The sequence below is a fragment of the Pedobacter roseus genome (genome assembly GCF_014395225.1).
Lineage (GTDB): Bacteria > Bacteroidota > Bacteroidia > Sphingobacteriales > Sphingobacteriaceae > Pedobacter > Pedobacter roseus.
In genome coordinates, this window is sequence record NZ_CP060723.1 from 1,135,766 (window position 1) to 1,160,751 (window position 24,986).

21 protein-coding genes and 2 tRNA genes are annotated in these 24,986 nt (G+C 36.9%); 18 read left to right on the forward strand and 5 right to left on the reverse strand.

The genetic code is table 11. The annotated features are described in order from the left end of the window. The first annotated feature begins 52 nt into the window (after nt 1-52). The 14 genes from H9L23_RS05125 (at nt 53) to H9L23_RS05190 (ending at nt 17,229) form a co-directional block, all read left to right on the forward strand. Entirely contained in the window at nt 53-2,434 is a 2,382-nt protein-coding gene (locus H9L23_RS05125; protein ID WP_187593964.1) for an ABC transporter permease, read from the forward strand. A 78-nt stretch (nt 2,435-2,512) separates the two neighbouring features. Further along, nucleotides 2,513-4,912 carry an ABC transporter permease gene (locus H9L23_RS05130; RefSeq protein ID WP_187593965.1) on the forward strand — a complete coding sequence of 800 codons (2,400 nt, stop codon included), beginning with the start codon at nt 2,513-2,515 and terminating at the stop codon, nt 4,910-4,912. 76 nt (nt 4,913-4,988) lie between these two features. Next, nucleotides 4,989-7,358, forward strand: a complete 2,370-nt coding sequence (locus H9L23_RS05135) for an ABC transporter permease (RefSeq protein WP_187593966.1) — start codon at nt 4,989-4,991, stop codon at nt 7,356-7,358. Nucleotides 7,359-7,433: 75 nt separating this feature from the next. Continuing rightward, the gene (locus H9L23_RS05140) at nt 7,434-8,114 is read left to right on the forward strand and encodes an ABC transporter ATP-binding protein (protein WP_187593967.1); all 681 of its coding nucleotides are present in this window, start codon (nt 7,434-7,436) and stop codon (nt 8,112-8,114) included. Between the two features lie 349 nt (nt 8,115-8,463). Continuing rightward, complete coding sequence (locus H9L23_RS05145; RefSeq protein WP_187593968.1) at nt 8,464-9,627, forward strand: pepsin/retropepsin-like aspartic protease family protein; 1,164 nt, start codon at nt 8,464-8,466, stop codon at nt 9,625-9,627. A 115-nt stretch (nt 9,628-9,742) separates the two neighbouring features. Continuing rightward, nucleotides 9,743-10,540 (forward strand): helical backbone metal receptor, encoded by a 798-nt coding sequence (locus H9L23_RS05150; RefSeq protein ID WP_187593969.1) that lies wholly within the window; start codon nt 9,743-9,745, stop codon nt 10,538-10,540. 60 nt (nt 10,541-10,600) lie between these two features. Then, nucleotides 10,601-10,903: a hypothetical protein gene (locus tag H9L23_RS05155; RefSeq protein ID WP_187593970.1), complete on the forward strand. Its 303-nt coding sequence runs from the start codon at nt 10,601-10,603 to the stop codon at nt 10,901-10,903. 169 nt (nt 10,904-11,072) lie between these two features. Further along, nucleotides 11,073-11,154: transfer RNA gene (locus H9L23_RS05160), tRNA-Leu, on the forward strand. Nucleotides 11,155-12,233: 1,079 nt separating this feature from the next. Further along, nucleotides 12,234-12,315, forward strand: a tRNA-Leu gene (locus H9L23_RS05165). 168 nt (nt 12,316-12,483) lie between these two features. After that, on the forward strand, nt 12,484-13,836 hold the full coding sequence (gene tig, locus H9L23_RS05170) for a trigger factor (RefSeq protein WP_187593971.1): 1,353 nt from the start codon (nt 12,484-12,486) through the stop codon (nt 13,834-13,836). A gap of 82 nt (nt 13,837-13,918) precedes the next feature. After that, a complete protein-coding gene (locus H9L23_RS05175; protein WP_187593972.1) occupies nt 13,919-14,278 on the forward strand; it encodes a four helix bundle protein in 360 nt (119 codons plus the stop codon). A gap of 61 nt (nt 14,279-14,339) precedes the next feature. After that, nucleotides 14,340-15,047 carry an ATP-dependent Clp endopeptidase proteolytic subunit ClpP gene (clpP, locus tag H9L23_RS05180; RefSeq protein ID WP_025142954.1) on the forward strand — a complete coding sequence of 236 codons (708 nt, stop codon included), beginning with the start codon at nt 14,340-14,342 and terminating at the stop codon, nt 15,045-15,047. Beyond that, entirely contained in the window at nt 15,031-16,269 is a 1,239-nt protein-coding gene (gene clpX / locus H9L23_RS05185; protein WP_057932890.1) for an ATP-dependent Clp protease ATP-binding subunit ClpX, read from the forward strand. Before clpP ends, clpX begins: the two co-directional genes overlap by 17 nt. 96 nt (nt 16,270-16,365) lie before the next feature. Continuing rightward, nucleotides 16,366-17,229: an AMP nucleosidase gene (locus H9L23_RS05190; protein ID WP_187593973.1), complete on the forward strand. Its 864-nt coding sequence runs from the start codon at nt 16,366-16,368 to the stop codon at nt 17,227-17,229. A gap of 89 nt (nt 17,230-17,318) precedes the next feature. On the opposite strand, the gene H9L23_RS05195 is transcribed toward H9L23_RS05190, so the two are convergent. Further along, complete coding sequence (locus tag H9L23_RS05195; RefSeq protein ID WP_187593974.1) at nt 17,319-17,978, reverse strand: ATP-binding cassette domain-containing protein; 660 nt, start codon at nt 17,976-17,978, stop codon at nt 17,319-17,321. A 462-nt stretch (nt 17,979-18,440) separates the two neighbouring features. Next, nucleotides 18,441-19,301 carry a sigma-70 family RNA polymerase sigma factor gene (locus H9L23_RS05200; RefSeq protein ID WP_010601359.1) on the reverse strand — a complete coding sequence of 287 codons (861 nt, stop codon included), beginning with the start codon at nt 19,299-19,301 and terminating at the stop codon, nt 18,441-18,443. A 439-nt stretch (nt 19,302-19,740) separates the two neighbouring features. Between H9L23_RS05200 and H9L23_RS05205 the strand changes: the two genes are divergently transcribed. The 4 genes from H9L23_RS05205 to H9L23_RS05220 are packed head-to-tail and all read left to right on the forward strand — an operon-like array spanning nt 19,741 to nt 21,655. Continuing rightward, nucleotides 19,741-20,328 carry a hypothetical protein gene (locus H9L23_RS05205; RefSeq protein ID WP_187593975.1) on the forward strand — a complete coding sequence of 196 codons (588 nt, stop codon included), beginning with the start codon at nt 19,741-19,743 and terminating at the stop codon, nt 20,326-20,328. Between the two features lie 2 nt (nt 20,329-20,330). Beyond that, entirely contained in the window at nt 20,331-20,921 is a 591-nt protein-coding gene (locus H9L23_RS05210; RefSeq protein ID WP_187593976.1) for a hypothetical protein, read from the forward strand. A 1-nt stretch (nt 20,922) separates the two neighbouring features. After that, on the forward strand, nt 20,923-21,414 hold the full coding sequence (locus H9L23_RS05215; protein WP_187593977.1) for a DUF2975 domain-containing protein: 492 nt from the start codon (nt 20,923-20,925) through the stop codon (nt 21,412-21,414). A 34-nt stretch (nt 21,415-21,448) separates the two neighbouring features. Continuing rightward, entirely contained in the window at nt 21,449-21,655 is a 207-nt protein-coding gene (locus H9L23_RS05220) for a helix-turn-helix domain-containing protein (RefSeq protein WP_187593978.1), read from the forward strand. 424 nt (nt 21,656-22,079) lie between these two features. Here the strand turns inward: H9L23_RS05220 and sucC are convergent, their stop codons facing one another. The 3 genes from sucC to H9L23_RS05235 form a co-directional block, all read right to left on the reverse strand. Further along, complete coding sequence (gene sucC, locus H9L23_RS05225) at nt 22,080-23,279, reverse strand: ADP-forming succinate--CoA ligase subunit beta (RefSeq protein WP_187593979.1); 1,200 nt, start codon at nt 23,277-23,279, stop codon at nt 22,080-22,082. A gap of 454 nt (nt 23,280-23,733) precedes the next feature. After that, nucleotides 23,734-24,042 carry a hypothetical protein gene (locus H9L23_RS05230; protein WP_187593980.1) on the reverse strand — a complete coding sequence of 103 codons (309 nt, stop codon included), beginning with the start codon at nt 24,040-24,042 and terminating at the stop codon, nt 23,734-23,736. A gap of 100 nt (nt 24,043-24,142) precedes the next feature. Continuing rightward, entirely contained in the window at nt 24,143-24,916 is a 774-nt protein-coding gene (locus H9L23_RS05235) for a ferritin-like domain-containing protein (protein WP_187593981.1), read from the reverse strand. Nucleotides 24,917-24,986 lie beyond the last annotated feature (70 nt).

The following is a 24,986-nucleotide window of genomic DNA, read 5'->3' on the forward strand; positions in this document are numbered from 1 at the left end:
CAAGCGCTATAACCTTCCAACCTTTAACCTTTCAACCTTCAACCTCAAAAATATGTTCAGACTCAACTTTAAAATAGCCCTGCGTAACCTTTGGAAGAACAAAGGCTTTACCTTGATCAACGTTGGTGGATTGGCAATTGGCATGGCCTGTTGCCTGATGTTGCTATTGTACGTTTATTACGAATGGAGCTTCGATAAACACTATAAAAATGCTGATAAGGTATATATTGCTGCATTAAATTTAAAGTTTAACGGCAAACTGGCTACTACCATGGCGGTTCCGAATAAACTAGCCAAAGCCGGCGCTTCAGAACTGCCGGGTATTAAAAGTGCAGCCCGCATGTCAATGAATAACGGAGAGAAATTATTCAGCCGTAATCAGCATAATTTTAAACTTTCAGGGATGAATGTTGATCCGGATTTTTTAAAGATCCTCGATCACAAATTCATCTATGGAGATCCAAATACGGCTTTAAGCGAACCGAATAACGTGTTGATCAGTCAATCTACTGCCAAAAAACTATTTGGCGGGGAGAACCCGATCGGACAAAGCATCAAATATGATAACAGGATCAGTTTAAAAGTAACGGCCGTTATAGAAGACCTTCCCAAAAACCAGAGTATGCAATACGATGTGTTGCAGCCCTGGGCTTTTTTTGAACAGGAAAATCCTTCTGAAAAAGAAAATAGTTGGGGCGCCATTACCTGTTTAACCTTATTTCAGCTTAAAGATAATGCTTCACAGGAGGCCACAAATGCCGCTCTAAAACATTTTATTGTAGATAAAGAGCCTGATTTAAAAGAAATGACTTATGAGCCTTTTCTTTTTCCTTTGAGCAAACTTCACCTGTATGATGATTTTGATAACGGAAAAGTGGTTGGCGGTAAAATAGATCAGTTAAGGTTATTCGTTTTTCTGGCTATCTGTGTGCTTTTTATAGCCTGCATCAATTACATGAACCTTTCTACCGCCAAATCTGAAAAACGGGCAAGAGAAGTAGGGGTGCGGAAAGCTTTAGGATCTACCCGCAATACCATTATGGGGCAGTTTATGGTAGAATCATTCCTGTTGTCGTTTTTAGCCATGTTAATTGCTTTCACGTTACTCGAGGTTTCATTGCCATATTTTAACAACCTGCTCGATATTTCGATCAAAATCAATTATGCTTCAACCGGTTTTTGGGCGGTATTGCTTGCTATGGTTTTGATTACTGGCTTGCTGGCGGGAAGTTATCCTGCATTTTACCTGTCATCTTTTATTCCGGTAAAAGTGCTTAAGGGATTTAAAGGTTCAACAGGTTCATTATCCATCCGTAAAACCCTGGTGGTGGTACAGTTTAGTCTTTCTATATGTATGATTATTTCGGCAATTGTAATTTACAGCCAAATCCAGCACCTTAAAAATAAACCTTTGGGTTTTGATGAAACGGCATTGGCACAGATCGACCTGGAAGGGGAATGGACAAAACCCGAAAAACTAAAAACCTTTAAAAACGAACTGGAGAGGGCAGGGGCTATCTTGGCTTCAACTGAATATGCCCGTTCTTTTACCAGCAGTGGTTCTATTACCGGTAATATTGTATGGCCGGGGAAACCTAAAAATGATGTTTCGATTATCAATTACAGGAGCACGGGTTTCGATTTTGCTAAAACTACAGGCGTAAAAATTATTGAAGGACGGGATTTTGATCCTAAATTTTCGGCTGATACCTCCACATCTCTGCTCCTCAATCAAAGTGCCGTTAAAATAATGGGTTTAAAAAATCCTATTGGTACCATTATCCATTGGGGCGATAATCCGCCACTTAAAGTCGTAGGCGTGGTACAGGATTATTCGAGCGAATCGCTTGCTTCAAAAATACAGCCAACCGTTTATTATTATAATGTTAAAACAAGTAAAGTACTCTTGCTTAAACTAAACCCTAATCAATCGCTTTCTGCCTCTATTGAAAAAATAAAATCAGTGAGCCAAAGTTTAAACCCGGCTTATCCTATAGAGGTGAAAATGGTTAGTCAGGGCATGGCCGAAAAACTCCGTAGTGAAAAGTTATTGAGCTCACTTTCGAATATTTTTGGCGGATTTGCCATTTTTATTTCCTGCCTGGGCCTGTTGGGTCTGGCACTCTATACCGCCGAGCAGCGGAGCAAGGAAATCAGCATCAGGAAAGTATTGGGTGCCAATCTTTCAGATATCCTGATCCTGCTGAACAAAGATTTTATGAAACTGGTGATTATTTCTAATCTGATCGCTATCCCGGTTGCCTATATCCTTCTGGCCAAATGGCTCGAAAAATATGATTATAAAATCACGGTAAACCTTTGGCCCTTTTTACTAGCGCTGTTAACCTCGGTGGTTATTGCCATTTTAACAGTTAGCCTGCAAACTTTTAAAGTAGCTAAAGCAAATGCTGTTGATGCACTTAAATATGAATAAAGAACTGCGCATGGCGTATGGCAATCAGCGTAGATTTATCGCTAATAGCCAAACGCTTTACGCTAAACCTCACTCAATATGTTTAAATTAAATTTGAAAATTGCCTGGCGGAACCTTTGGAAAAACAAAGGTTATACCCTGATCAATATCCTTGGCCTTTCTATCGGCATGGCCAGTTGTATCCTCATTTTTATTTTTATCCGCTATCAGCTCAGTTTTGATGAGAATTTTAAAAATGAAAGCAGAATTTACCGTGTAATAACCAGCTGGACTGCTCCTGACAGCTTTTTTGAATCTCCTGGTACGGCCAGACCACTTCCGCCAGCTATGCGGAACGACTTTAGTCAACAATTTGATAAAGTAGGAACCATTCAGGGTGGTGGAGGAATTATTAAGGTAAAAGATGCATTGGGAAAAGAAAGTATCAAAACTGCTGAGGATGTACATTACGCAGATCCGGATTTTTTTGAAATCCTTGATTTTAAATGGCTGGAGGGAAATCCCCGTCTATCTTTGAGTCAACCCAATACCGTTGTTTTATCTGATGAAATGGCCAATAAACTTTTTGGCGATTGGCATAAAGCCGTTGGACAAAGCATCAACTTTAAAAACAAAATAGACCTTAAAGTAACCGGGATTATAGAAAAAACACCCGAAAACAGCTCATTTCCGCTAAAAATTATCATTTCTTATAAAACTTACCAAAATCAGGCCGGGCCAGAGTTAAACAGCTGGGGATCAGTTTCCTCCTCATCCGAATGTTATGTGTTGCTAAAAGAAGGTGTTTCTATTGAGGATGTTAATCGAAATATTCCGCAGTTTATTAACAAATACTATCAAAAAGACGATATTTCAAAAGAAGGTCACCGTTTTCAGCCATTAAGGGATATTCACTATAATGAAGAGCTGGGCAATTTTGCAAACAAAGTAATCTCCAAAAAAGAACTTTACGGACTGGCTATTATCGGTGTTTTTTTATTGCTAACTGCCTGTATCAATTTCATTAACCTGGCCACCGCGCAAGCGGTAAGCAGAGGCAAAGAAGTTGGTGTGCGCAAAGTAATGGGAAGCTTACGCAGGCAATTGATTGTTCAGTTTTTAACCGAAACCTTAACCATAACAGTGCTCTCTTTGCTGGTAGGCTGTGTTTTAACCGAAGTTGCACTGCCGGGCATGCAAAGTTTGTTTAAAGATCATATTTCTTTTAGCATCATTGAACATCCCATTATACTTTTGTTTATGCTTGTTTTAGTGATATTGGTGAGCTTTTTGGCTGGCTTTTACCCTGCAATGGTCATGTCGGGCTATAGTCCGGCATTGGCGATAAAAAATAAAATTACCGCAAATGCCGCAGGCCTAAGTTTGCGGAAAATCCTTGTTGTGGTGCAGTTTGCGATTACCATTATCCTCATAATTGGTACTTTGGTGGTGCTGAGGCAGATGAGTTACATGCGCGAGAAACCACTTGGTTTTGTGCCAACGGCCGTAGCTTTAATTGATGTGCCTTCTGATAGTATGGCGATTACCCGTTACCATACCCTGCAGGATCAGCTCAATAAAATCCCCGGGGTATTATCAAGCAGTTATTGTAGTGCTGCTCCATCATCCGATTTTAACAATGAAAGTAACTTCAGATATAACAGCACCATCCAGGCTAATTTTCAGGCCAATACCAAAACCGGTGATGAAAATTATTTTAAAACATTCGGTTTAGAAATTATTGCGGGCAAGGGCTTAGCTAAAACCGATACCGTTAAAGATTATGTGGTGAACGAAACCCTGCTGAAAAAGCTGAATGTGGTTAATTATAACGAAGCCATAGGTAAAACCATTAGTGTACACGGTAAAAAAGGAACTATTGTTGGTGTGGTGAAAGATTTTAACAATAGAAGCCTGCATGAGCCAATTTCACCGATTATTTTAAATAGCGACAAAGAATCTTATACCACCATTGCAATAAAACTCGACCGTAAAAGTATATTGCCTGCCATGCAGGCGATCGAAAAAACATGGAATAATGTTTTGCCCGAATATGTATATGGATCTAATTTTTTGGATGATAAAATCAGCAGCTATTACCAAACGGAAAAAATAATGGGAGCCTTGTTTAAGGTTTTTGCAGGGGTAATTATCTTTATTTCCTTTATCGGTTTATTTGGATTGATCTCTTTCGTGGCCACTCAACGTACCCGCGAGGTAGCCATCCGGAAGGTATTAGGTGCATCTACCATCGAACTGGTTAAAATGTTGAACGGTTCATTTCTGCTGATGGTTTTTATAGCCAATTTAGTTGCATGGCCTTTAGCTTACCTGTTTGTTTCCAAATGGCTGGCAACTTTTAGCTACCGGATAGAGGTGAATATCTGGCCTTTTATTTTTGCCATGATCATCTCGATGACGATAACCCTTATCACTGTAAGCATCCGCTCTTACAAAGCTGCGGTTGCCAATACGATTGATGCTTTAAAATACGAATAAACCTGCGGATAACGTTTGGCGTTCAGCGTAGATTTATCGCTAACCGCCAAACGCTTTACGCTATACACAACGCCTTATGTTTAAACTTAATTTAAAAATTGCCTTACGTAACCTCTTCAGAAATAAAGTTTATGCAGCCATTAATATTGGTGGTTTGGCTATTGGCTTAACTTCATGTTTATTGTTGCTATTATATGCGGGTTATGAGTGGGGTTATGACAGGCAATTTAAAAATTCACCACATATTTACCAGGCCATGATTAACTTAAATGGCCAAAACGGAGAGGTGATCAGAACCATTGAGCAATCGCAAAATGTGATGTTAAGTACATTGAAACAAGAATATCCTGATGTCCTATATGGATCAAGGGTTACAGATGTTTATAAACGACTAGTGGCCAGTGGAGAAGAAAGTTTAAAATTAAACAGCCGTTACGTTGATCCTGATTTTTTGAAGCTATTTGATTTTCATTTTATCAACGGAAATCCTACAAAGGCACTAAACCAACCAAATTCAATTGTTTTAACCGAAACGGCCGCAAAACGTATTTTCGGTACAACAGATGTACTTAATGAAAAAGTACGTTTCGAAAATCAGGCCGATTTAAAAGTTACGGGAGTAATAAAAGACCTTCCAACAAATGTTTCTTATGGTTTCGAATCGTTAACCACATTTGCCCTTTACGAAAATTTAAACCAGTGGCCAAAAAAGCCAAATTGGGGCAGTCATGATTATTATACCCTGTTAAAACTGGATAAAAATACCGATGTTACCGCTTTTAATGCCAAATTGAAGGGATTTATAGCACATCATTTTTCGACAGCAAAAGAAGATGTATTTCTTTATCCTCTAACCAGATTACACCTCTACGGAACCTTTTCAAATGGAAAAAGCATCGGTGGCAATATCAAACAGGTACAGCTTTTTGTCGGCCTGTCAATCGGTATTTTACTCATTGCCTGTATTAATTTTATGAATCTGGCAACCGCCAGCACGCAGGGTAGGGCAAAAGAAATCGGCATTAAAAAAACAATGGGCGCATCAAGAACAAATCTGATTTTCCAGTTTATGATGGAGTCTTTCATTTTGACGATTCTTGGCGTCTTGCTTAGTATTATACTGCTGGAATTCAGTATGCCTATGTTTAACAGGCTGTTAGGGATTGAAATTGTGTTCGATTATCTCAACCCCGTCAACTGGATATTGATTTTTAGCGTTTTGATAATAACAGGTTTCATATCTGGAAGTTATCCTTCATTTTACCTGTCAGGGTTTAATGTAATCCAGTCCCTTAAAAAATCATTAAATTTTAGGAAAGGATATGCATTAACTTTCAGACAGGTTTTAGTAATCATACAATTTGGTTTTTCAGTAGTGTTGATTGCCGCAACCATTACTATTTATAAACAGATCCAATTTATTAAAAATACGCCTTTAGGCTATAGCTCAAACGGGCTGTTGGAAATACCCCATGAAGGATTATTGTACGAAAAATTCAATCTCCTGAAAACAAAGCTACTATCAAGCGGTGCTGTGGTAGGCGTAACACAATCATCAGGTAGTATTTCGAACAAAAACAGCAGTGTAAGAGGTTTGCGCTGGGACGGAATGGCTGAGGGGGATAAAATGATCGATTTCGATCAGATTTATACTACCTATGACTTTACCAAAACCGTAAACATTAAGTTATTGGAAGGAAGGGATTTCGATAGGAAATTCGCATCAGATACGGCAGCAATACTTTTGAGCAAAAAAGCTGTAGAGGTAATGCATCTAAAAAACCCGGTGGGTGCCAACATTATATATCAGGGCGAAAGCAGAAATGTAGTTGGAGTTTTTGAAAATATTGTCTGGGGTGATCCAAGTAAAGTGGCGGCACCGATGGTTATTGCTTTCGCCGATATCAGTGATGTAATTACCATGCGGTTAAATCCTGAAAAAAGTCTAAGTGAAAGTATAGGCATTATTAATAATCTGGTAAAAGAAATAAATCCTAATTTTCCGGTTGAAATCAAATTTATTGATAGCTTAAATGAAATTAAACTAAACAAAGAGAAGGTTTTAGGCACTTTGGCGAATCTTTTCGGTTGTTTGGCTGTTTTTGTATCCTGTTTGGGTTTATTTGGTCTTTCATCTTTTAGCACCGCACAGAGGATAAAAGAAGTAAGTATCCGCAAAATCTTGGGCGCTTCAATTACGGAGCTGATGACCTTACTTTCTTTAAGCTTTATAAAGTTAATATTGATCGCAGTTGTAATCGCGCTACCTGTTGCCTATTACATTATGAATAACTGGCTCATGCATTTCGAATTCAGGACGAGCTTAAATTTATGGATATTCATAGGAACAGCAATGCTAACACTTTTTATATCCATATTAACAATTACCTGGCAAACGTATTCTGCTGCAAAAACAAATCCTGTTGATATATTAAAATACGAATAAAACCTGCGGATAACGTTTGGCGTTCAGCGTAGATTTATCGCTAACCGCCAAACGCTTTACGCCCAACCCTAAAATATGATACAATTAACCAACATCGAAAAATACTACGCAAACAAAGGCGTTAAAAATTATGTACTCCGCTTGGTAACCACAACCATTAAACAGGGGGAATTTGTTTCCATTATGGGACCATCGGGTGCCGGAAAATCGACCCTGCTCAATATTATTGGCATGCTCGAGGAGCCAACCTACGGTACTTACGATTTTCTGGGTGAAAATGTAACCTCACTTAACGAACGCAAGCGGATTGAACTTTACCGGAACCATATTGGCTTTGTATTTCAGGCTTATCACTTAATTGATGAAATGACGGTTTACGAAAATATCGAAGCCCCTTTATTGTATAAAAAAGTAGGTAGCTCAGAAAGGGCGAGCAGAATTGCCGATCTGTTAGACCGCTTTAATATTGTAGCCAAAAAAGATTTATTCCCAAATCAACTTTCTGGCGGACAACAACAATTGGTGGGCATTGCAAGGGCTTTAGCGGCTCAGCCTTCAATTATCCTTGCCGATGAACCAACAGGAAACCTCCAGTCTGCACAGGCCGAAGAAATTATGGAGTTGTTTAAGAAATTGAATCAGGAAGATGGGATTACCATTATCCAGGTAACGCATTCCGAAAAAAATGCACAATATGGTAACCGGATTTTACATATTGCCGATGGTGTGGTTAAAGAGGATGTAACTGTTGCTTAAAATCCAGGCACAGTTAAAATATTGTTTATCCAAATAACTGGCAGATGAAAAGAATGTACCCAAATAAAATCTGTGTTTATCTGTGTGCATCTGTGGTTAAAAAAACAACATAGTAACCTTATGCAAAGTTAAAACATTGTTTTTATTAGTAATCGGTAGATGAAAAGAATGTACCCGATATAAAATCTGTATTTATCCGTGTGCATCTGTGGCTAAAAAAACAAGATAACAATTGGCTTAAACCTAAATATATATTCGGGATGTGGAGTAAAACGCATCCCGAAATAAAATAAACTTTAGCCCTTAATACTGTTCATAATCATTAAATTCGTTTTCTAAAACCATTTTAATGAAACAGCTCTTACTTATCGCCTTTACTTTCCTTTTTGTAACAACCTTTGCCCAAAAAAAGCTTCCAATAATAAAGGCAAATTCAAAAACTGCTAAAATTTATGAAGAAGATGGTCTTTTAAAAGGCTGGAATATCGATCCTAAAACAAAACCCGATGTTTATACCACATCAAAACTGGTAAGAGTCAAAACAGTTAAATTTAGAACTGATATCGATTCCATTACCTTTAAAATAAAACCAGGAGAAAAAAAGGATTTTATCGTGCTTTTAAATGGCAAAGATTCTTGTTATACACAGATTGCAAGTCCGGAAATTAAGAACTTTAGTAAAATCAAACCCGAAATTCACGACAGTATCCCGTTGTTTATTAATAACGAAAGTACCATTTATGTAAAATCCATATTTAATAAAGTTGATTCATTGAATTTAAATTTCGATAGCGGAACAACAGAACTGGTGCTCACCAATGAAGTATTAAAGCATAAAATAAAGTCTGATCCTAAATTATACAATACCACTTACAACCTCAATATTGGTAATAGTGATTATAAAACAAAGTTGTATCCGGCCGAACTCACCGGCGTTGGTACTGACGGGAGATTTGGCTGGGATTTGTTCGATGGGAAAATAGTTGAGCTCAACTACGATAAAAATGTAATGATTGTGCATTCCATTCTGCCAAAATATGTAAGCAGGGATAAAGACTTTAGCAAATTAAATATCAAATATTTATCGAGCCTTTTTTTGGTAGAAAGTACTATTGAACAGGGTGGTGTAAAAAACACAAATTGGTTCCTTTTCGATACCGGCTATCATCGTACAGCCATGCTGGATAATGATTTGCTTAAAACAGGTAATTTCCCTGCCGATAAAATGGAAGTGATCAAAAAGGTAATGATGCATGGTGCTACCGGAAACGAAATACCTGTGGTTACTTCAAACCTGCAGATCCTTAAAATTGGTAAATACGAACTAAAAGATATCCCGGTACAACTATTAACGGGCAACAAACCATTAAGGGGAGCAAATATCCACATTTTGGGTAACGAAGTTTTAAAACGCTTTAATACCTTTTTCGATTTCCAGAATAATGTAATCTACCTTAAACCTAATCATTTTTATAATGACGGTTACGTGGAGCAGAAAAAAAGCGGGGCGTAAATCTGGTTCTGTTTAATCGCGTTTTACAATAAATTAAATAAACTTGCGTTGTCCCCAACTGATTGGGGATTTTAATGTCTGATTAACATATATTAAGATTCCTTACCTTTGTTTAATGCAAAAAACGTTTACCGATCAAATGGGGAGAGAAATGACCATCAATTTCCCTCCAAAACGGATTATTTCTATTGTGCCATCACAAACAGAGCTGTTATTCGATTTAGGTCTTGATCAGGAAATTATCGGATTGACCAAATTTTGCATCCATCCGATAGAAAAATTTGCAACGCGCACTAAAGTAGGAGGGACTAAGAAACTGAATATTGATCTCATCAAAGATTTAAAACCCGATCTGATTATTGGTAATAAAGAAGAGAATACCCAGCGTGATATAGAAGAACTTGCCGAATATTTTCCCGTTTGGATGAGCGATATTTTTACACTCGATGATGCGATGAAAACCATTGCGGAAATAGGCGCACTGGTAGACCGTGAGCCAGAGGCCGGTTACCTTAATCATCTTATTTCGGCTGGATTTAACGACCTTAAAACATTAGCATTACAACACCACGTTGATAAAAAAGTAGCTTACCTTATCTGGCGCAAACCTTATATGGCCGCCGGGAAAAATACTTTTATCGATGATATACTGCTCATCAATGGTATGACGAATGTGATAAAAAGCGAACGTTATCCTGTTGTGACATTAGAACAATTGAAAACCACCAACTCTGAACTGATTTTACTTTCATCAGAACCTTATCCTTTTGGCGAAAAACACATCGAAGAGATTCAGGCAGCCATTCCGGATGTTAAGATCATACTCGTTGATGGCGAAATGTTCAGTTGGTATGGCAGCAGGTTGGTTAAAGCTGTTCAATATTTTTTCGAATTCCAAAAACAACTTTATTAACGATGCCGTTTTAATTTTGTAAATTGTAGCATAAAATTAAATTACCCCGTTTACACTACCATGAAAAGAATATTAATATTATCCCTGTTTGTTGCTATAATTTCTGGCTGTAGCCCCTTGAAAGATGCAAACCATACCACTTCTGTTACTGCAAGCGGAACTATTCAAAAACTTGGAATGACAACCTTTCAATACGGTACACATTTATTAAAAACCGACAATAAAACCTACGCTTTAAAAAGTGGCTCTATAAACCTTGATACCTACTTAGATAGAAAAGTTAAGATTAAAGGAAGAAAAGTTAAAGGCTATCCAATAGATGGTGGTCCGGAGCTGGTTGATGTAACGCTGGTGGAGTTTTAGAGGTAAAATGGAGGATGTAAGATGGATGATGTAGAATTTTCTATTAATCCTAATAGTCTGTCTTTCACAGAACATTATTAATTAATCAATTTTTTGCTTTCACAAAGCATCTCAAAAATTTGATTTTTCAATTTAGTTTCTATCTTTGCAGTCCTTAAAACATCCTAATGCGGAAGTGGCGTAATTGGTAGCCGCACCAGACTTAGGATCTGGCGCTTCACGGCGTGGGGGTTCGAGTCCCTTCTTCCGCACTATAATAGAAACCGTTCCGATTTAAAAATCAGAGCGGTTTTTTATTGGTATTAGTCTGTTAATCTTGCGATGAGCGTTGCCACTCAGTTATTTTTAACCACAGATGTACACAGATAAACACAGATAGTATATTTGTTATCCATACTTTTTATTTGCTGTCAGTTATTTTTACGCCTGCCTTTTATGCTGGATGCTAAATTATACTTCCTTTCCGAAAGATGAATGTCATTGCATTAAGGTTTTTAACCACAGATATATACATATAAACACAGATGGTATATTTTTTATCTGCTGTCAGTTATGTTTTATAGCCTGCCTTTTATGCTGGATGCTAAATTATGCATCTTTCCCGTCCCAGATGAGATTGTCATTATATTAATATTTTAACTACAGATATATACAGATAACCACAGATGGTATATTTTTTATCTGTCGTCAGTTATGTTTATAGCCTGCCTTTTATGCTGGATGCTAAATTATGCTTCCTTTCCGAAAGATGAATGTCATTACATTAAGGTTTTTAACCACAGATATATACAGATAACCACAGATGGTATATTTTTTATCTGTCGTCAGTTATTTTTATGCCTGCCTTTTATGCTTGAGGCTAAATTGTGCTTTCTTCCCGTCCCAGAGGGACGTCTCATGGGTAGCCAATTGAAAATTGGCGTTTTCGTTCCGTAGGAACGTTTGGTGTTTTAAACATTAACCTCTCTACCGGCACTGCCATCTAAACCCGATGGAAGCGGTCCCGATTTTTCATCGGGATAAAGCGTACAGCGGGAATGTATCATCCTAAGCGCTACTGAACCTGCTTTCCAAAAAAAAGGCTTATATTGATTTGAAACAAAACCGGTGTCTTTATTTCAGTAATAACCCTGCTTTAACTTATACGTCCCCATGGTTTGTATCTCCACAAACCATCAAAAAAAGTTCTTGTTAGCTCCATATTTAATTTTTTCTCCTTAAAAACTAATTAGTTAGCCCTTTTTGATTAAAATAATCGACAAAATATGTTGAATGCCTTTTGATTATTCAATCTTGTTTCTATCTTTGCAGTCCTTACAACATCCTAACTGCGGAAGTGGCGTAATTGGTAGCCGCACCAGACTTAGGATCTGGCGCTTCACGGCGTGGGGGTTCGAGTCCCTTCTTCCGCACAACAAGATAAAGGCCGTTCCGATTTAAACATCGGAACGGTTTTGTTTTTAAAAACATTGATTAATAAAAATTGATGTACTGTTTCGGTTGTGTCGATATATGGTTTTTCTCAAATCTCATATCTCAATTCCCCGATCTAAAGCACATCTTAATATATCTCAGAAAAAATGAATATTACACAGGAAAAAACCGGCAACTTAAATGCTGTTGTAAAAATCAAGATCGCACCTGCTGATTACACTGGAAAAGTAGAGAAAGCTATTAAAGATCAAGCTAAAAAAGCACAATTACCTGGTTTCCGTAAAGGAATGGTTCCTGCTGCCCACATTAAAAAAATGTATGGCAAAAGTATCCTGGTAGAAGAGGTTAACAATTTGTTAAACGATACCCTGTCAAACTACATTGCTGAGCAAAAGTTAGAAATTTTAGGTCAGCCACTTCCTAAAATGGACGATGAGCGCGAATTTAAATGGGATAACACTGATGATTTCGAATTTGATTACGAGTTAGGTTTAGCGCCTGCTTTTGATGTAAACGTATCATCAAAAGATAAATTTACCGAGTACGTGGTTAAAGCTGATAAAGAAACTTTAGAAAGCCGTATCAAAAATATCCGTCGTAGCTATGGTAAAATGACAAATCCTGAGGTTTCGGCTGATGATGATGTTTTATATGCCGAATTAACTCAGGTAGGTGCTGATGGAGCTGCTGTAGAAGGTGGTATTACCAGCACGGCAACTATCCGTTTGGATCAGGTAAAAGATAAAAAAATCCTTAAATCGTTAATCGGTTTAAAGAAAGATGATGAAGTTACCATCGATATCCAGAAAGCCCTGGAAGATGCTGCGGTAATTTCAAAAGCTTTAAATATTTCGGAAGATGAAGCTGCTGAGTTAAAAGCAAATTTCAAACTTCACGTTAAAAACGTAAACCGTTTAGAAGAGTCAGACTTGAACCAGGAGTTTTTTGATAAATTATTTGGCGAAGGTGTAGTTACAGATGAAGCTGGTTTCAAAGCAAAAATTACTGAAGAAGTAGAAAGCATGTTTAAACAAGATGCTGAGCGTAAATTATCGAATGATATTTATGAAGCATTATTAGTTAAACATAACTTCGAATTGCCAGATGAGTTTTTACGTCGTTGGTTAAAAGCAACCAACGAAAAATTAACCGACGAAGAATTGGCAGAAGGTTATGATGATTTCGCTAAAAACCTAAAATGGACTTTAATCGAAAACAAAATCATTAAAGACAATAGCATCGAAATTAAATACGAGGATGTAGTTCAGGCGGCTAAAGCAAAATTAGACGCACAGTTCAGAATGTATAGCCCAAGTCCACTTCCTGAAGATCAATTGGCACAGTATGCTGTTCAGTTTTTACAGGATAAAGAAAATGCAAACCGTGTTTTCGAAGAGGTAAAAGCATTAAAAACTTTTGAGCAGATCAAATCTATTGTTACTTTAGAACAAAAAGATATTGATTACGATAAGTTTATGGCGCTAGTGGAGAAAAAATAACAGCGGTTGGCGTGTGGCGCTAAGCGTTTAGCATAGTGCCAAAGCCGTTTTGGAAATGATTGAGCTATTGCTATATTTAGTTATGGCACAATTTAAATTTCAATCGCTCGAAGTTTGGCAGTTATCAATCGCGTTAACTGATAAATTACTAGATATAGCTGACCGATTGTCAGTTGATAAAAAGTATAGATTTGCAGAGCAGCTCAATGGGGCTGCTCTTAGCATATCCAATAATATTGCCGAGGGATCAGGTTCAGTCTCCAATAAGGAATTCGCTCATTATCTGAATATTGCGCATCGATCCACCTTTGAGAATGCAAATATTTTAGTAGTTTTAGAACGTAGAAAATATATTTCTGACATAGAACTGAATGATTATCTGGAGGAATTAGATAAATTGGCACGGAAATTAACCAACTTCAGGAAATATTTATTAAAATAACCCGCGTATTTGGTTTAGGCTAATAAAAACGCTTATCGCAAAACGCCAAACTCTATAACTCATGAACATAGATTCACAAGAATTCAGAAAATTTGCCGTTAAACATCAGGGGATTGGCGGTTTACACGTAGATAAATTTATTGCTCAGGCTAATTTAGACCCTAAGAGCATGACGCCATATATTATTGAAGAACGCCAGTTGAACGTAGCACAAATGGATGTTTTTTCAAGATTAATGATGGACCGTATTATCTTTTTAGGTGATGCCATTTACGATCAGAATGCTAACATCATCCAGGCGCAGTTGTTGTTTTTACAATCAGCAGATGCAGATAGAGACATTCAGATCTATATTAACTCGCCAGGTGGTTCGGTTTACGCTGGTTTAGGTATTTACGATACCATGCAGTATATCCAGCCTGATGTAGCTACAATTTGTACCGGAATGGCAGCATCAATGGGTGCCGTATTGTTAGTGGCAGGTGCAAAAGGAAAACGTGCTGCATTGCCTCACTCAAGAGTGATGATCCACCAGCCATCAGGAGGTGCACAAGGTGTGGCATCTGATATGGAGATCAACTTAAGAGAAATGTTGAAATTGAAAAAAGAATTATACGATATTATTTCAGAACACTCTGGTCAAACTTATGATTGGGTAGAGAAAGCTTCAGATCGCGATTACTGGATGACTGCCGATGAGGCAAAAGGGTTTGGTATGGTTGATGAAGTATTATCGAGAAACGCAAAGAAAGATGGCGAAACAAAATAAAGAATCCCGTTGCTCATTCTGCCATTCTGGCAAGCATGAAACTTTAATGTTGATTGAAGGCATGGATGCATTTATCTGCGATAAATGTGTTACCCAGGCCAATCAGTTGCTTGCGCAGGAATTAGGAACCAAAGGGACAAAAAATATTCAGGAGGCGATAAACTTATTAAAGCCTCTTGAAATTAAACAACATCTTGATCAGTATGTAATTGGTCAGGATGATGCTAAAAAGGTACTTTCCGTTGCTGTTTACAACCATTACAAACGTTTAAATCAAAAAGTTGATAAAGACGAGATAGAGATTGAAAAATCGAATATCATGTTGGTGGGCGAAACCGGAACAGGTAAAACGCTTTTGGCTAAAACCATTGCGAAGATTTTGCATGTGCCTTTCTGTATCTGCGATGCAACTGTTTTAACAGAAGCAGGTTACGTAGGTGAAGATGTGGAGAGTATTTTAACACGTTTGCTTCAGGCTGCAGATTATGATGTAACTGCTGCAGAGCGTGGTATTGTATATATCGATGAGGTAGATAAAGTGGCACGTAAAAGCGATAATCCATCCATTACCCGCGATGTATCAGGTGAAGGTGTTCAGCAGGCTTTATTAAAGATTTTAGAAGGTACGGTAGTTAACGTTCCACCTCAGGGCGGACGTAAGCACCCGGACCAGAAAATGATCCCGGTAAACACCAATAACATCTTATTTATCTGCGGTGGAGCCTTTGATGGTATCGAACGCAAAATTGCTAATCGTTTACGTACCCAGGCTGTAGGATATAAAGTAAAGAAAGATGAGACCGTATTGGATCTTAAAAATCTTTATAAGTATATTACACCTCAGGATTTAAAATCTTTTGGGCTAATTCCAGAATTAATTGGTCGTATACCAGTTCTTTCTCACTTAAACCCACTGGATAAAGAATCTTTAAGAAACATTTTAACTGCACCTAAAAATTCATTGATCAAGCAATATGTTAAGCTTTTTGCTTATGAAGACGTTAAGCTTGTTTTTGATGAGGATGTTTTAAATTTTATTGTAGATAAAGCAATGGAATATAAATTGGGAGCGCGTGGTTTAAGATCAATTTGTGAAGCGATTATGTTGGATGCGATGTTTGATACACCAACGCAGACGGATGTCAAGGAGTTGCATATCAATCTCGATTACGCGATAGAGAAATTTGAAAAGGCCGATTTTAAAAAGCTTCAGGCCGCTTAAAAAAATCAAATCCTTCCCGTAATTCGGGAGGGATTTTTTTTAATATAGTATTTTATAACGCCAGGCGAAATGCGCCCGGCAATAAACCAAAAAAGTATGAACGAAGAAAAAGACATAAAAAAAGACGAAGAAATCGTAGAAAAATCGAAAAAAATTAAAGAAGTAGAATCTCCCGTTAAATCTGGATTAAAATCCAAAGATGAAATTGTTAAAAACTGGTTGCCACGTTACACCGGCCGCCCATTAGATCAATTTGGTGATTATATCTTACTGACCAATTTCAGTAAATATGTAAGCATGTTTTCGGAGTGGAACGATAACGCCCCGATTATGGGTTTAGATAAACCTATGCAGAGCGTTACCGCGAATGGAATCACCATTATTAACTTTGGTATGGGAAGTCCGTTGGCAGCAACCATGATGGATTTATTAACGGCTATCAAACCGAAAGCTGTTTTGTTTTTGGGTAAATGTGGTGGTTTAAAAAAGAAAAACCAATTGGGTGATTTAATCCTGCCAATTGCGGCCATTAGGGGAGAAGGTACATCAAACGATTATCTTCCGGCAGAAGTACCTGCATTGCCAGCTTTCGCCTTGCAGAAAGCGATTTCTACCACCATCCGCGATCATGGAAGAGATTACTGGACCGGAACCTGTTATACCACCAACCGTAGGGTTTGGGAGCATGATAAAGAATTTAAAAAATATTTAAAAACTTTACGTGCAATGGCTGTAGATATGGAAACTGCTACTATTTTTACGACTGCATTTGCCAATAAAATCCCTGCTGGTGCATTGCTTTTGGTTTCTGATCAGCCGATGATCCCTGAGGGTGTAAAAACTGCAGAAAGCGACAGCAGCGTTACCGAAAAATATGTAGAAACGCATTTACGCATTGGCATCGATTCATTGAAACAATTGATCAACAATGGATTGACTGTGAAACATTTGTTGTTTTAACCTATAATTTAAGCAAACCACAAAGACTCAAAGCGCATCAGGATCTTATTTCTTTGCGTCCTTTGTGTCTTAGTGGTAAATGGCTAAACTTAAGCTGTAAAGCCAAGTAGGTAGCCATGCGTTACCAGGTCATTTTCATGATTGATGGTGTAATTGCATTTGTTATGCAGCAGCACAATCCTGTCAGAAATATCTAAAATAGATTGGTAATAATGATCAGTAATAATAAAGCCTTTATCTGCTTTTGCTTTATTAATATGCTTTTTTAACTCTTCTATCCATAATGGCGATAATTGCGAGAAAGGCTCATCAAGAAGTATATAATCCGTATCGCTGTAAATCATTAACAAACATTCCATAAACCTGCGTTCTCCGCCGGATAAATTATAGAATTTGGCCTTTAAATGATTAATCACAAAGTCAATTTGCGTTAATTCAGCTTGTCGTTTTTTGCAAAAGGTATTAATGGCTTGTAAAACAGTGATCTGGTTTGGAATAAAATTATCTTGGGGCAAATAAGACAGGTTCCTGGATAAGTAACCTTTATCATATATTTTATTATTTATACTAAGGTATTTGAAGTTTGCTTTTACACTTCCAAAAATAATTTTTAATAAGGTGGATTTACCTGATCCATTCCTACCCAATAAACCAACTACTTCGCCAATTTTACAGTTTAGGTAAACGCTGCTTAATACTTCGCGGTTTGCAAAAGATTGGTTAACACTGTCGATAGAAAGTTCCTGCATATTGACGATACAATTAAGATTCCAATAAAAACAATTAAATCATATAAAACCAGGTTGACCATGATGTTTCTAAATCCAATGCCCTGGTTTTTGAAATAATATGCGGTAGATTTATAAAACAGGAAGTATATGGCTATAGAAAATAACCAGCCAGTAATTTTGATGAATAGGGCAAAGGTATAAATCCCCGGCTCCTTAAATCCATTTAAAATGAAAAATACCGATGTGAGTAAACTAACCAATACATTCCATAAAAAAATGGCTTTGTATATAGTTAGGGATTTTGTGAGTAAACCAATCGACATGATTTAAAGATATAAAATCATAACGATAAATTTAGTTGCTTATAATAAAAAAAGATCGCTGGCGTATAATCGTCATTTCGACCGTAGCGGAGAAATCTAATAAACAAAAAAAGACCAGCCTTAGCCGATCTTTTAATATCTGTGTAAATCTAATCTCTTATCCTAAATAAGATTTTAAGATTTTACTTCTTGAAGTATGACGTAAGCGTTGTAGCGCTTTATCTTTAATCTGACGAACACGTTCGCGTGTTAAGTTAAATTTCTCACCAATTTCCTCTAAAGAAAGTGGGTGGTTAGAACCTAAACCGAAGAATAAAACGATAATTTCTCTTTCTCTTTCTGTTAAGGTAGATAAAGAACGTTTAATTTCTTCTGACAATGATTCGTTGATCAGTGAACTATCTGTGTTCGGCTCGTGGTTTTCCAAAACATCTAATAAAGTGTTTTCTTCACCTTGAACGAAAGGAGCATCCATTGATACGTGACGGCCTGAATTACTTAACGTATCCGAAATTTTATCCACAGTTGTTTCTAAAATGTCAGCCAGTTCCTCCGGAGAAGGTTCACGTTCGTATTCTTGCTCTAATTTAGAGAAAGCTTTACTGATTTTGCTTAATGATCCTACCTGGTTTAAAGGTAAACGAACAATACGGCTCTGCTCAGCAATTGCCTGCAAAATAGACTGACGGATCCACCAAACGGCATAAGAAATGAATTTGAAACCTTTGGTCTCATCAAAACGTTTCGCCGCTTTAATCAAACCCAGGTTACCTTCGTTAATTAAGTCTCCTAAAGTTAAACCTTGATTTTGATATTGTTTTGCAACAGATACAACGAAACGTAAGTTGGTTTTAGTCAATCGCTCTAATGCTGCCTGATCGCCCTCACGAATCTTCCTTGCTAAAATTACTTCCTCTTCTGCTGTTATTAAATCTACTTTACCAATTTCGTGTAAATACTTATCCAGGGATTGACTTTCACGGTTGGTAATAGATTGCGTTATCTTGAGTTGTCTCATTTATACGAATTGTGTGCTCTTTAATTATTGAGTGTGCAAAGTTACGAAATTGTATGGCATTCTGAAAGGATAAAATGCTGAAAATGTTGCCGTTTGCACAATTTTTTTACAGTTTTACTTACTACAAAAATCATTCCAAATAAAATCCTGATGCCATTTGCCAGCTTTTAAGCGTTATAGTTGATATTCGACTATTATTTATTGTAAATCAATAAATATATTTTGATTCGTAATAATTTATTATTTATGTTTGTGCTATAAATTATTAAATAAATATGACGTTTCTTGAATTTCTGTTTTTTAATCTGAAAAATACAACCTCTGGTTTTCAGGTGATTTTAAGGTCAGGAATTTTTGTCAGATTTTTAGGGCTCAGTAGAAATAATCTGACCAGAATTGAAATCGTTTTTTACAATTACGCTTTTTTTAATCTAACCTCATGAACACATTCACCCTCAATTTGAGGAATTCGGCTATTATCGTGATTGCCTTTTGCATCATTTCTATACTTGTACATTTAGTTTGTGCCTTTATCGATTATAATAATGGAACGCTGAGTTTTCTGGTAAAGAAAATCCCTGACGCTCAAATAGAGAATTTTAATGGTTTAAAATTTAAAAGCAAGCAAATTGGTGAAATAGAGATTAAGCCGACCAAAGTGCAGGCTGTAGTATTGGAGAATGCCGTATATAAAGATGGTGGTGCTACCATGTTGTTTTACCTGATTTTGTGCATTGGAGTGCTTAAAATGATAAAAAAAAGAAATATTACATTGGAGCATTTAACGGAGAAAAACTTAGCGAAAGTTATTTGGGTAGTAGCCGGACTATTTTTTGGACTCAAGTTAATAAGTAGAATACTGCTCAGTGAATATGTTGATAGCTTAACTATGGGACAATTTAAGCATTATGATAATTTACAGGGTTTTTTCGGCTTTTCGGTGCTAGGCATCATGATTTTTAATGCAGTATACAGCTTAATTGAATATTCGAAAAAACTAAAACAAGAAAACGATTTAACCATATAAAAATGAGTAATACAGTTAAGATTTTAAAAGGCTGCGCGTATAGCCTGATTTTTTACGCAATAGTTTCTGTTTTATCGCATGTGGTGTATGCGGTGATTGATTATAATAAAGGTAATTTGAGTTTCACTGTTTCCAGACAATTGTCACCTGTAACCAATAAAATAAATGGTTTCGATTTCACCAAGCGCGAAATAGGTGTTATCAACATAAAACCGACTTTAACACAGGCAATTGTTCTTGAGAATGGTGTTTTTGGAGATGGTGGTGCCAGTGTGGCTTTTTATTTAATACTTGGCACTGCGATTATGCTTGCTGTAAAGTTTAAGTCAATCAATGTTTACGCGATAGATGAATGGAATGTTTATCAGCTATTGGTTATAGTGGCATTCTTGTTTTTTGCTGTTAGCATTGGAGGGAAGGTAATGATGGATAACTACGTTAAAACTCTGACAAATGGTGCTTTTAAATCTTATGATGGTTTGCACGGTTTTTCGAGCCTTTATGGTATGGGCTTAATTATACTTGCTAATGCAACTTATCAGTTTATTGTGTACACGAGAAAACTAAAATTAGAAAACGATTTAACGATATAATATGAAAACGCAAAATCAAATTATGCTTATTAAACTGGGGTACATACTTACGCTCATAACCGTAGTTCTATTTTCGCTCACAGATATGGCCCGTGGTTTTGAAGATGGTTATGCTGACGGGGGAAATGGAGGGGTATTTGGTTTGATACATGGTACCCTTATTCTGATCATTTCTTTTTTCTGCTTAAGGGTATTGTTATACTTGTACCGCTTTATCGATTCGGTACAGGTGGGTAATGTTTTTAGTGAAGAAAATACAAGCCGTTTAAAGCGGATGGGCTGGTACTGTACTGCGATTCCATTTTTGCTGTTTATTTTTAATGCAATGGATTATGTTCGCGCATCAGGTAATGATGAAAATTTAACACTTAAAATCATTCAAAATGTAGATTTTCAATTCTGGTTGTTAATTTTTGGTTTAACGCTTTTAACCATAGCTTTTGTATTTAAAAAGGGTATTGAACTTAAACAAGAGCACGATTTAACGGTTTAAGTTAACTTAAGCATTCCTAAATTTACAAACTATAATGCCAATAATAATCAACTTAGATGTAATGCTTGCCCGGCGTAAAATGTCGCTTACTGAATTAAGTGAGCGGGTAGGAATTACGATGTCTAATTTATCGATATTGAAAACAGGTAAGGCGAAGGCGATCCGTTTGGAGACGTTAGAATCTATCTGTGCGGTTCTGGATTGCCAGCCTGGTGATATTTTGGAATTCCGTGCTGAGTAACCTCTCAGGTTTAATTCGGCATTATTGTTGTTTTCAAGTGTATCATTGAGGGCTGCGCCGTTTAAAAACCTGCGAGGTTTGATCGAATCTAGGATCTACGAACCCATGTTAAATAAACCTGATAGAACGGAAAGCCCGCAGCGCAGCTAGGACTTGAAGAGATAGCAGGAGAGGAGGCCGCCATAATAACAGAACCACTCATTTTCAAAATAATATTGACCACCTAAGACATCTTATTATATTTAAGTTGATTGCTATAGGATTTAAACCTATAAGGTTTTTTTGGTAGTGACAGTTTTAAGAACACCCCGTCCTGCGGACACCCCTCTGGAAGAGGGGAATAAAAAAAACCTTCCAGTTTTCACTGAAAGGTTTTAATATGATATACGCTTTTTGCTCTAGTCTTTCAACTTTTAGCTTTAGCCTATGCTTGTTCAGCCAATACTTTAGTTACTAAATCTGCTGCTTCTTTTAAAGCAATTGCAGAGTAAACCTGTAAGCCAGACTCATCAATTAATTTTTTAGCTTCTTCGGCATTTGTACCTTGTAAACGGCAGATAATTGGCACAGGAATGTTACCGATTTCTTTATAAGCATCGATTACACCTTGGGCAACACGGTCGCAACGAACAATACCACCAAAAATGTTAATCAAAATAGCTTTAACGTTAGGGTCTTTCAAAATGATGTTGAAAGCCGCTTTAACTGTTTGTGCATTTGCAGTTCCACCAACGTCTAAGAAGTTTGCAGGTTCGCCACCAGCTAATTTAATGATATCCATGGTAGCCATTGCTAAACCAGCACCGTTAACCATACAACCTACGTTACCATCAAGGTTAACAAAGTTTAGGTTAGAAGCACTTGCTTCAACTTCCATTGGATCTTCTTCGGTCACATCACGCATTGCTGCATAATCAGGGTGACGGAATAAAGCGTTTTCATCTAAATTAACTTTAGCATCAACTGCAATTACTTTATCATCAGAAGTTTTTAATACCGGATTGATTTCGAACATTGAAGAATCGGTAGCTTCGTAAGCTTTGTATAAAGCAGTTACAAATTTAACCATTTCTTTATGTGCAGCTCCGCTAACACCTAAGTTAAAAGCAATTTTACGTGCCTGGAAGCCTTGTAAACCAACTTTAGGGTCGATTTCTTCTTTGAAGATTAAATGTGGTGTATGCTCAGCAACTTCTTCGATATCCATACCACCTTCGGTACTGTACATGATGATGTTACGGCCTTTAGCACGATCTAACAATACAGAAATGTAGAATTCTTTAGTTTCAGACGCACCTGGATAATAAACATCCTGAGCCACTAAAACTTTACTCACTAATTTACCTTCCGGGCCGGTTTGAGGAGTTACTAATTGCATGCCAATAATATCGGTTGCACGTTGTTTAACTTCATCAAGGTTTTTGGCTAATTTAACACCTCCACCTTTACCGCGACCACCAGCGTGGATTTGCGCTTTAATTACAACCCAGTCAGAATTGTAATCTACTTTCAGTTGTTTAGCAGCCTCAACAGCTTGCTCAGGAGTATCGGCAACAATTCCTTCTTGAACGTTAACACCGAAACTTTTTAATATCTGTTTACCCTGGTATTCGTGAATATTCATCTGTTTATATTTTTATCTTTATCTGTCAGATGGAGCCTCATATAATTAAAATAATTATTTTAATCATATCGGGTTCATTTGCTACAAAATTTGCCCAAAGCTACAATTTCAAACCCTTTAAACAAATAGCATTTGCCGATTTTTTCAGAAAATGAACGTTTTATGTTAATCGGGAAATTAGTGCATGTAATGTGTGCTGGTTTATGGTGTCCCGCTGATTTCACAGATAGGCGCAGAGAATTTTTATTTGAAAGTAAGGGAGCGGTTCTTTGTGGCGGCTGGCGGCCCGCCCTGCTTTCCGCTGTAAGTCCTCACTACGCTCCGGGCTTACCGCTGCATCCTGTAGCTATCGGATCAGGCTTAAAAATAATTTGGTTCCTGTAAATGCAAAACATATATTTCCTCTGCGCTAATTATCTTAAATCTGCAGGAACAAAACGGTTAATAGTGTTCTTTAACTTCCTGCAAAGGGCGTTCCGAAGATGCCCACAGCCAGTTCGGCCCAAATTAAAAACAGGGCCAGTAAAATAGCAACCAGTATGATCGTTCTTAATGTGCCTGTTTTTAAATTTCTGATCACCAGTTCGATGGCCAAACCCGTACTGAGCAATAAAGCGCCTGCTGTAGCAAAATCGGTTAAATTCCATTTTACCTCGTTGGTAAATTGCATCGCAATTAAAGGAATGGCCAATATTGTTGCTGTTATTGTTAAAATAACAATGATTCTTAATTTGCCTGAACTCAATGTTTCTTGAATTTTCATGATTTTATGTAATTTACTGATTAATAATTAAGTTTTAATTCTCCCGATACAATTTGCATCAGGAGAAAAAAATCCAACCGAAGTTGAAGTTGTGGAGAGGTTAATTATACGAGTTTTGTTTTATTAAGATTTTTGGATTAAAAACTTTTTCGTGTTCGAATAAAACAGTTTTGCCCGCTACTTTTTTAAGTTTAAGCCTCATTTTACTGATGAAGCTGTAAAAGTTAAGCTTACCCGTTTTAAATAATTTTTTGTGAGCTAACCAAACTACCAAACTCGTGCAGATGAAAAAGCAAGAATAGGCATGATAGGAAATCCACTTTGAAAAAGAATTTTTTTGGCTAAAAATAATGTACAGACGTTCTTTTTGAAAAGTAATGTGTGAAGCTTCATCAATTAAGATATCGGTACAGATCTGTTTTAACAAAGTGCAATTTGTCGCATCTTTTAATGCCTGATAAAATATTTGAGCTGTACTCTCAACCGTGATTACGGCAATTGTCCAAAGCTCCATATTTGTATTAAAGTATCTTATCTTCCGGAATAAGCTATCTCCCCAATCTTTTTTAATTCTCTGTTCTCCAATTAGATCGAGGTATTTTCCTAAGTTATTGCCATGTTTTTGCTCTTCTTTAATAAAAAGTTTAACAGCATTCAGGTACTCTTCATCGTTGATGGCCTTTGCATATTTGTTCGAAGCATTAATTAAATGCTTTCCTTCTGATGTTTCGCCAAGCTGCCAGGCCTGTAGCGATTTTAGGATATTTTGTTTTTCTGAATCCGAAATTTCCGGCTTAAGTGTCCAATCAATCCTATTGATTTTGCTGTTATTTAAGAAATGATTGGTCCAATATGCTGAGGTTTGTGTTTTCATGATATTAGTTAATTAGCTTATAATTCAGTCGATGTGTAGATTGAAAATTTTGTGAACAGTACAGTCTAAA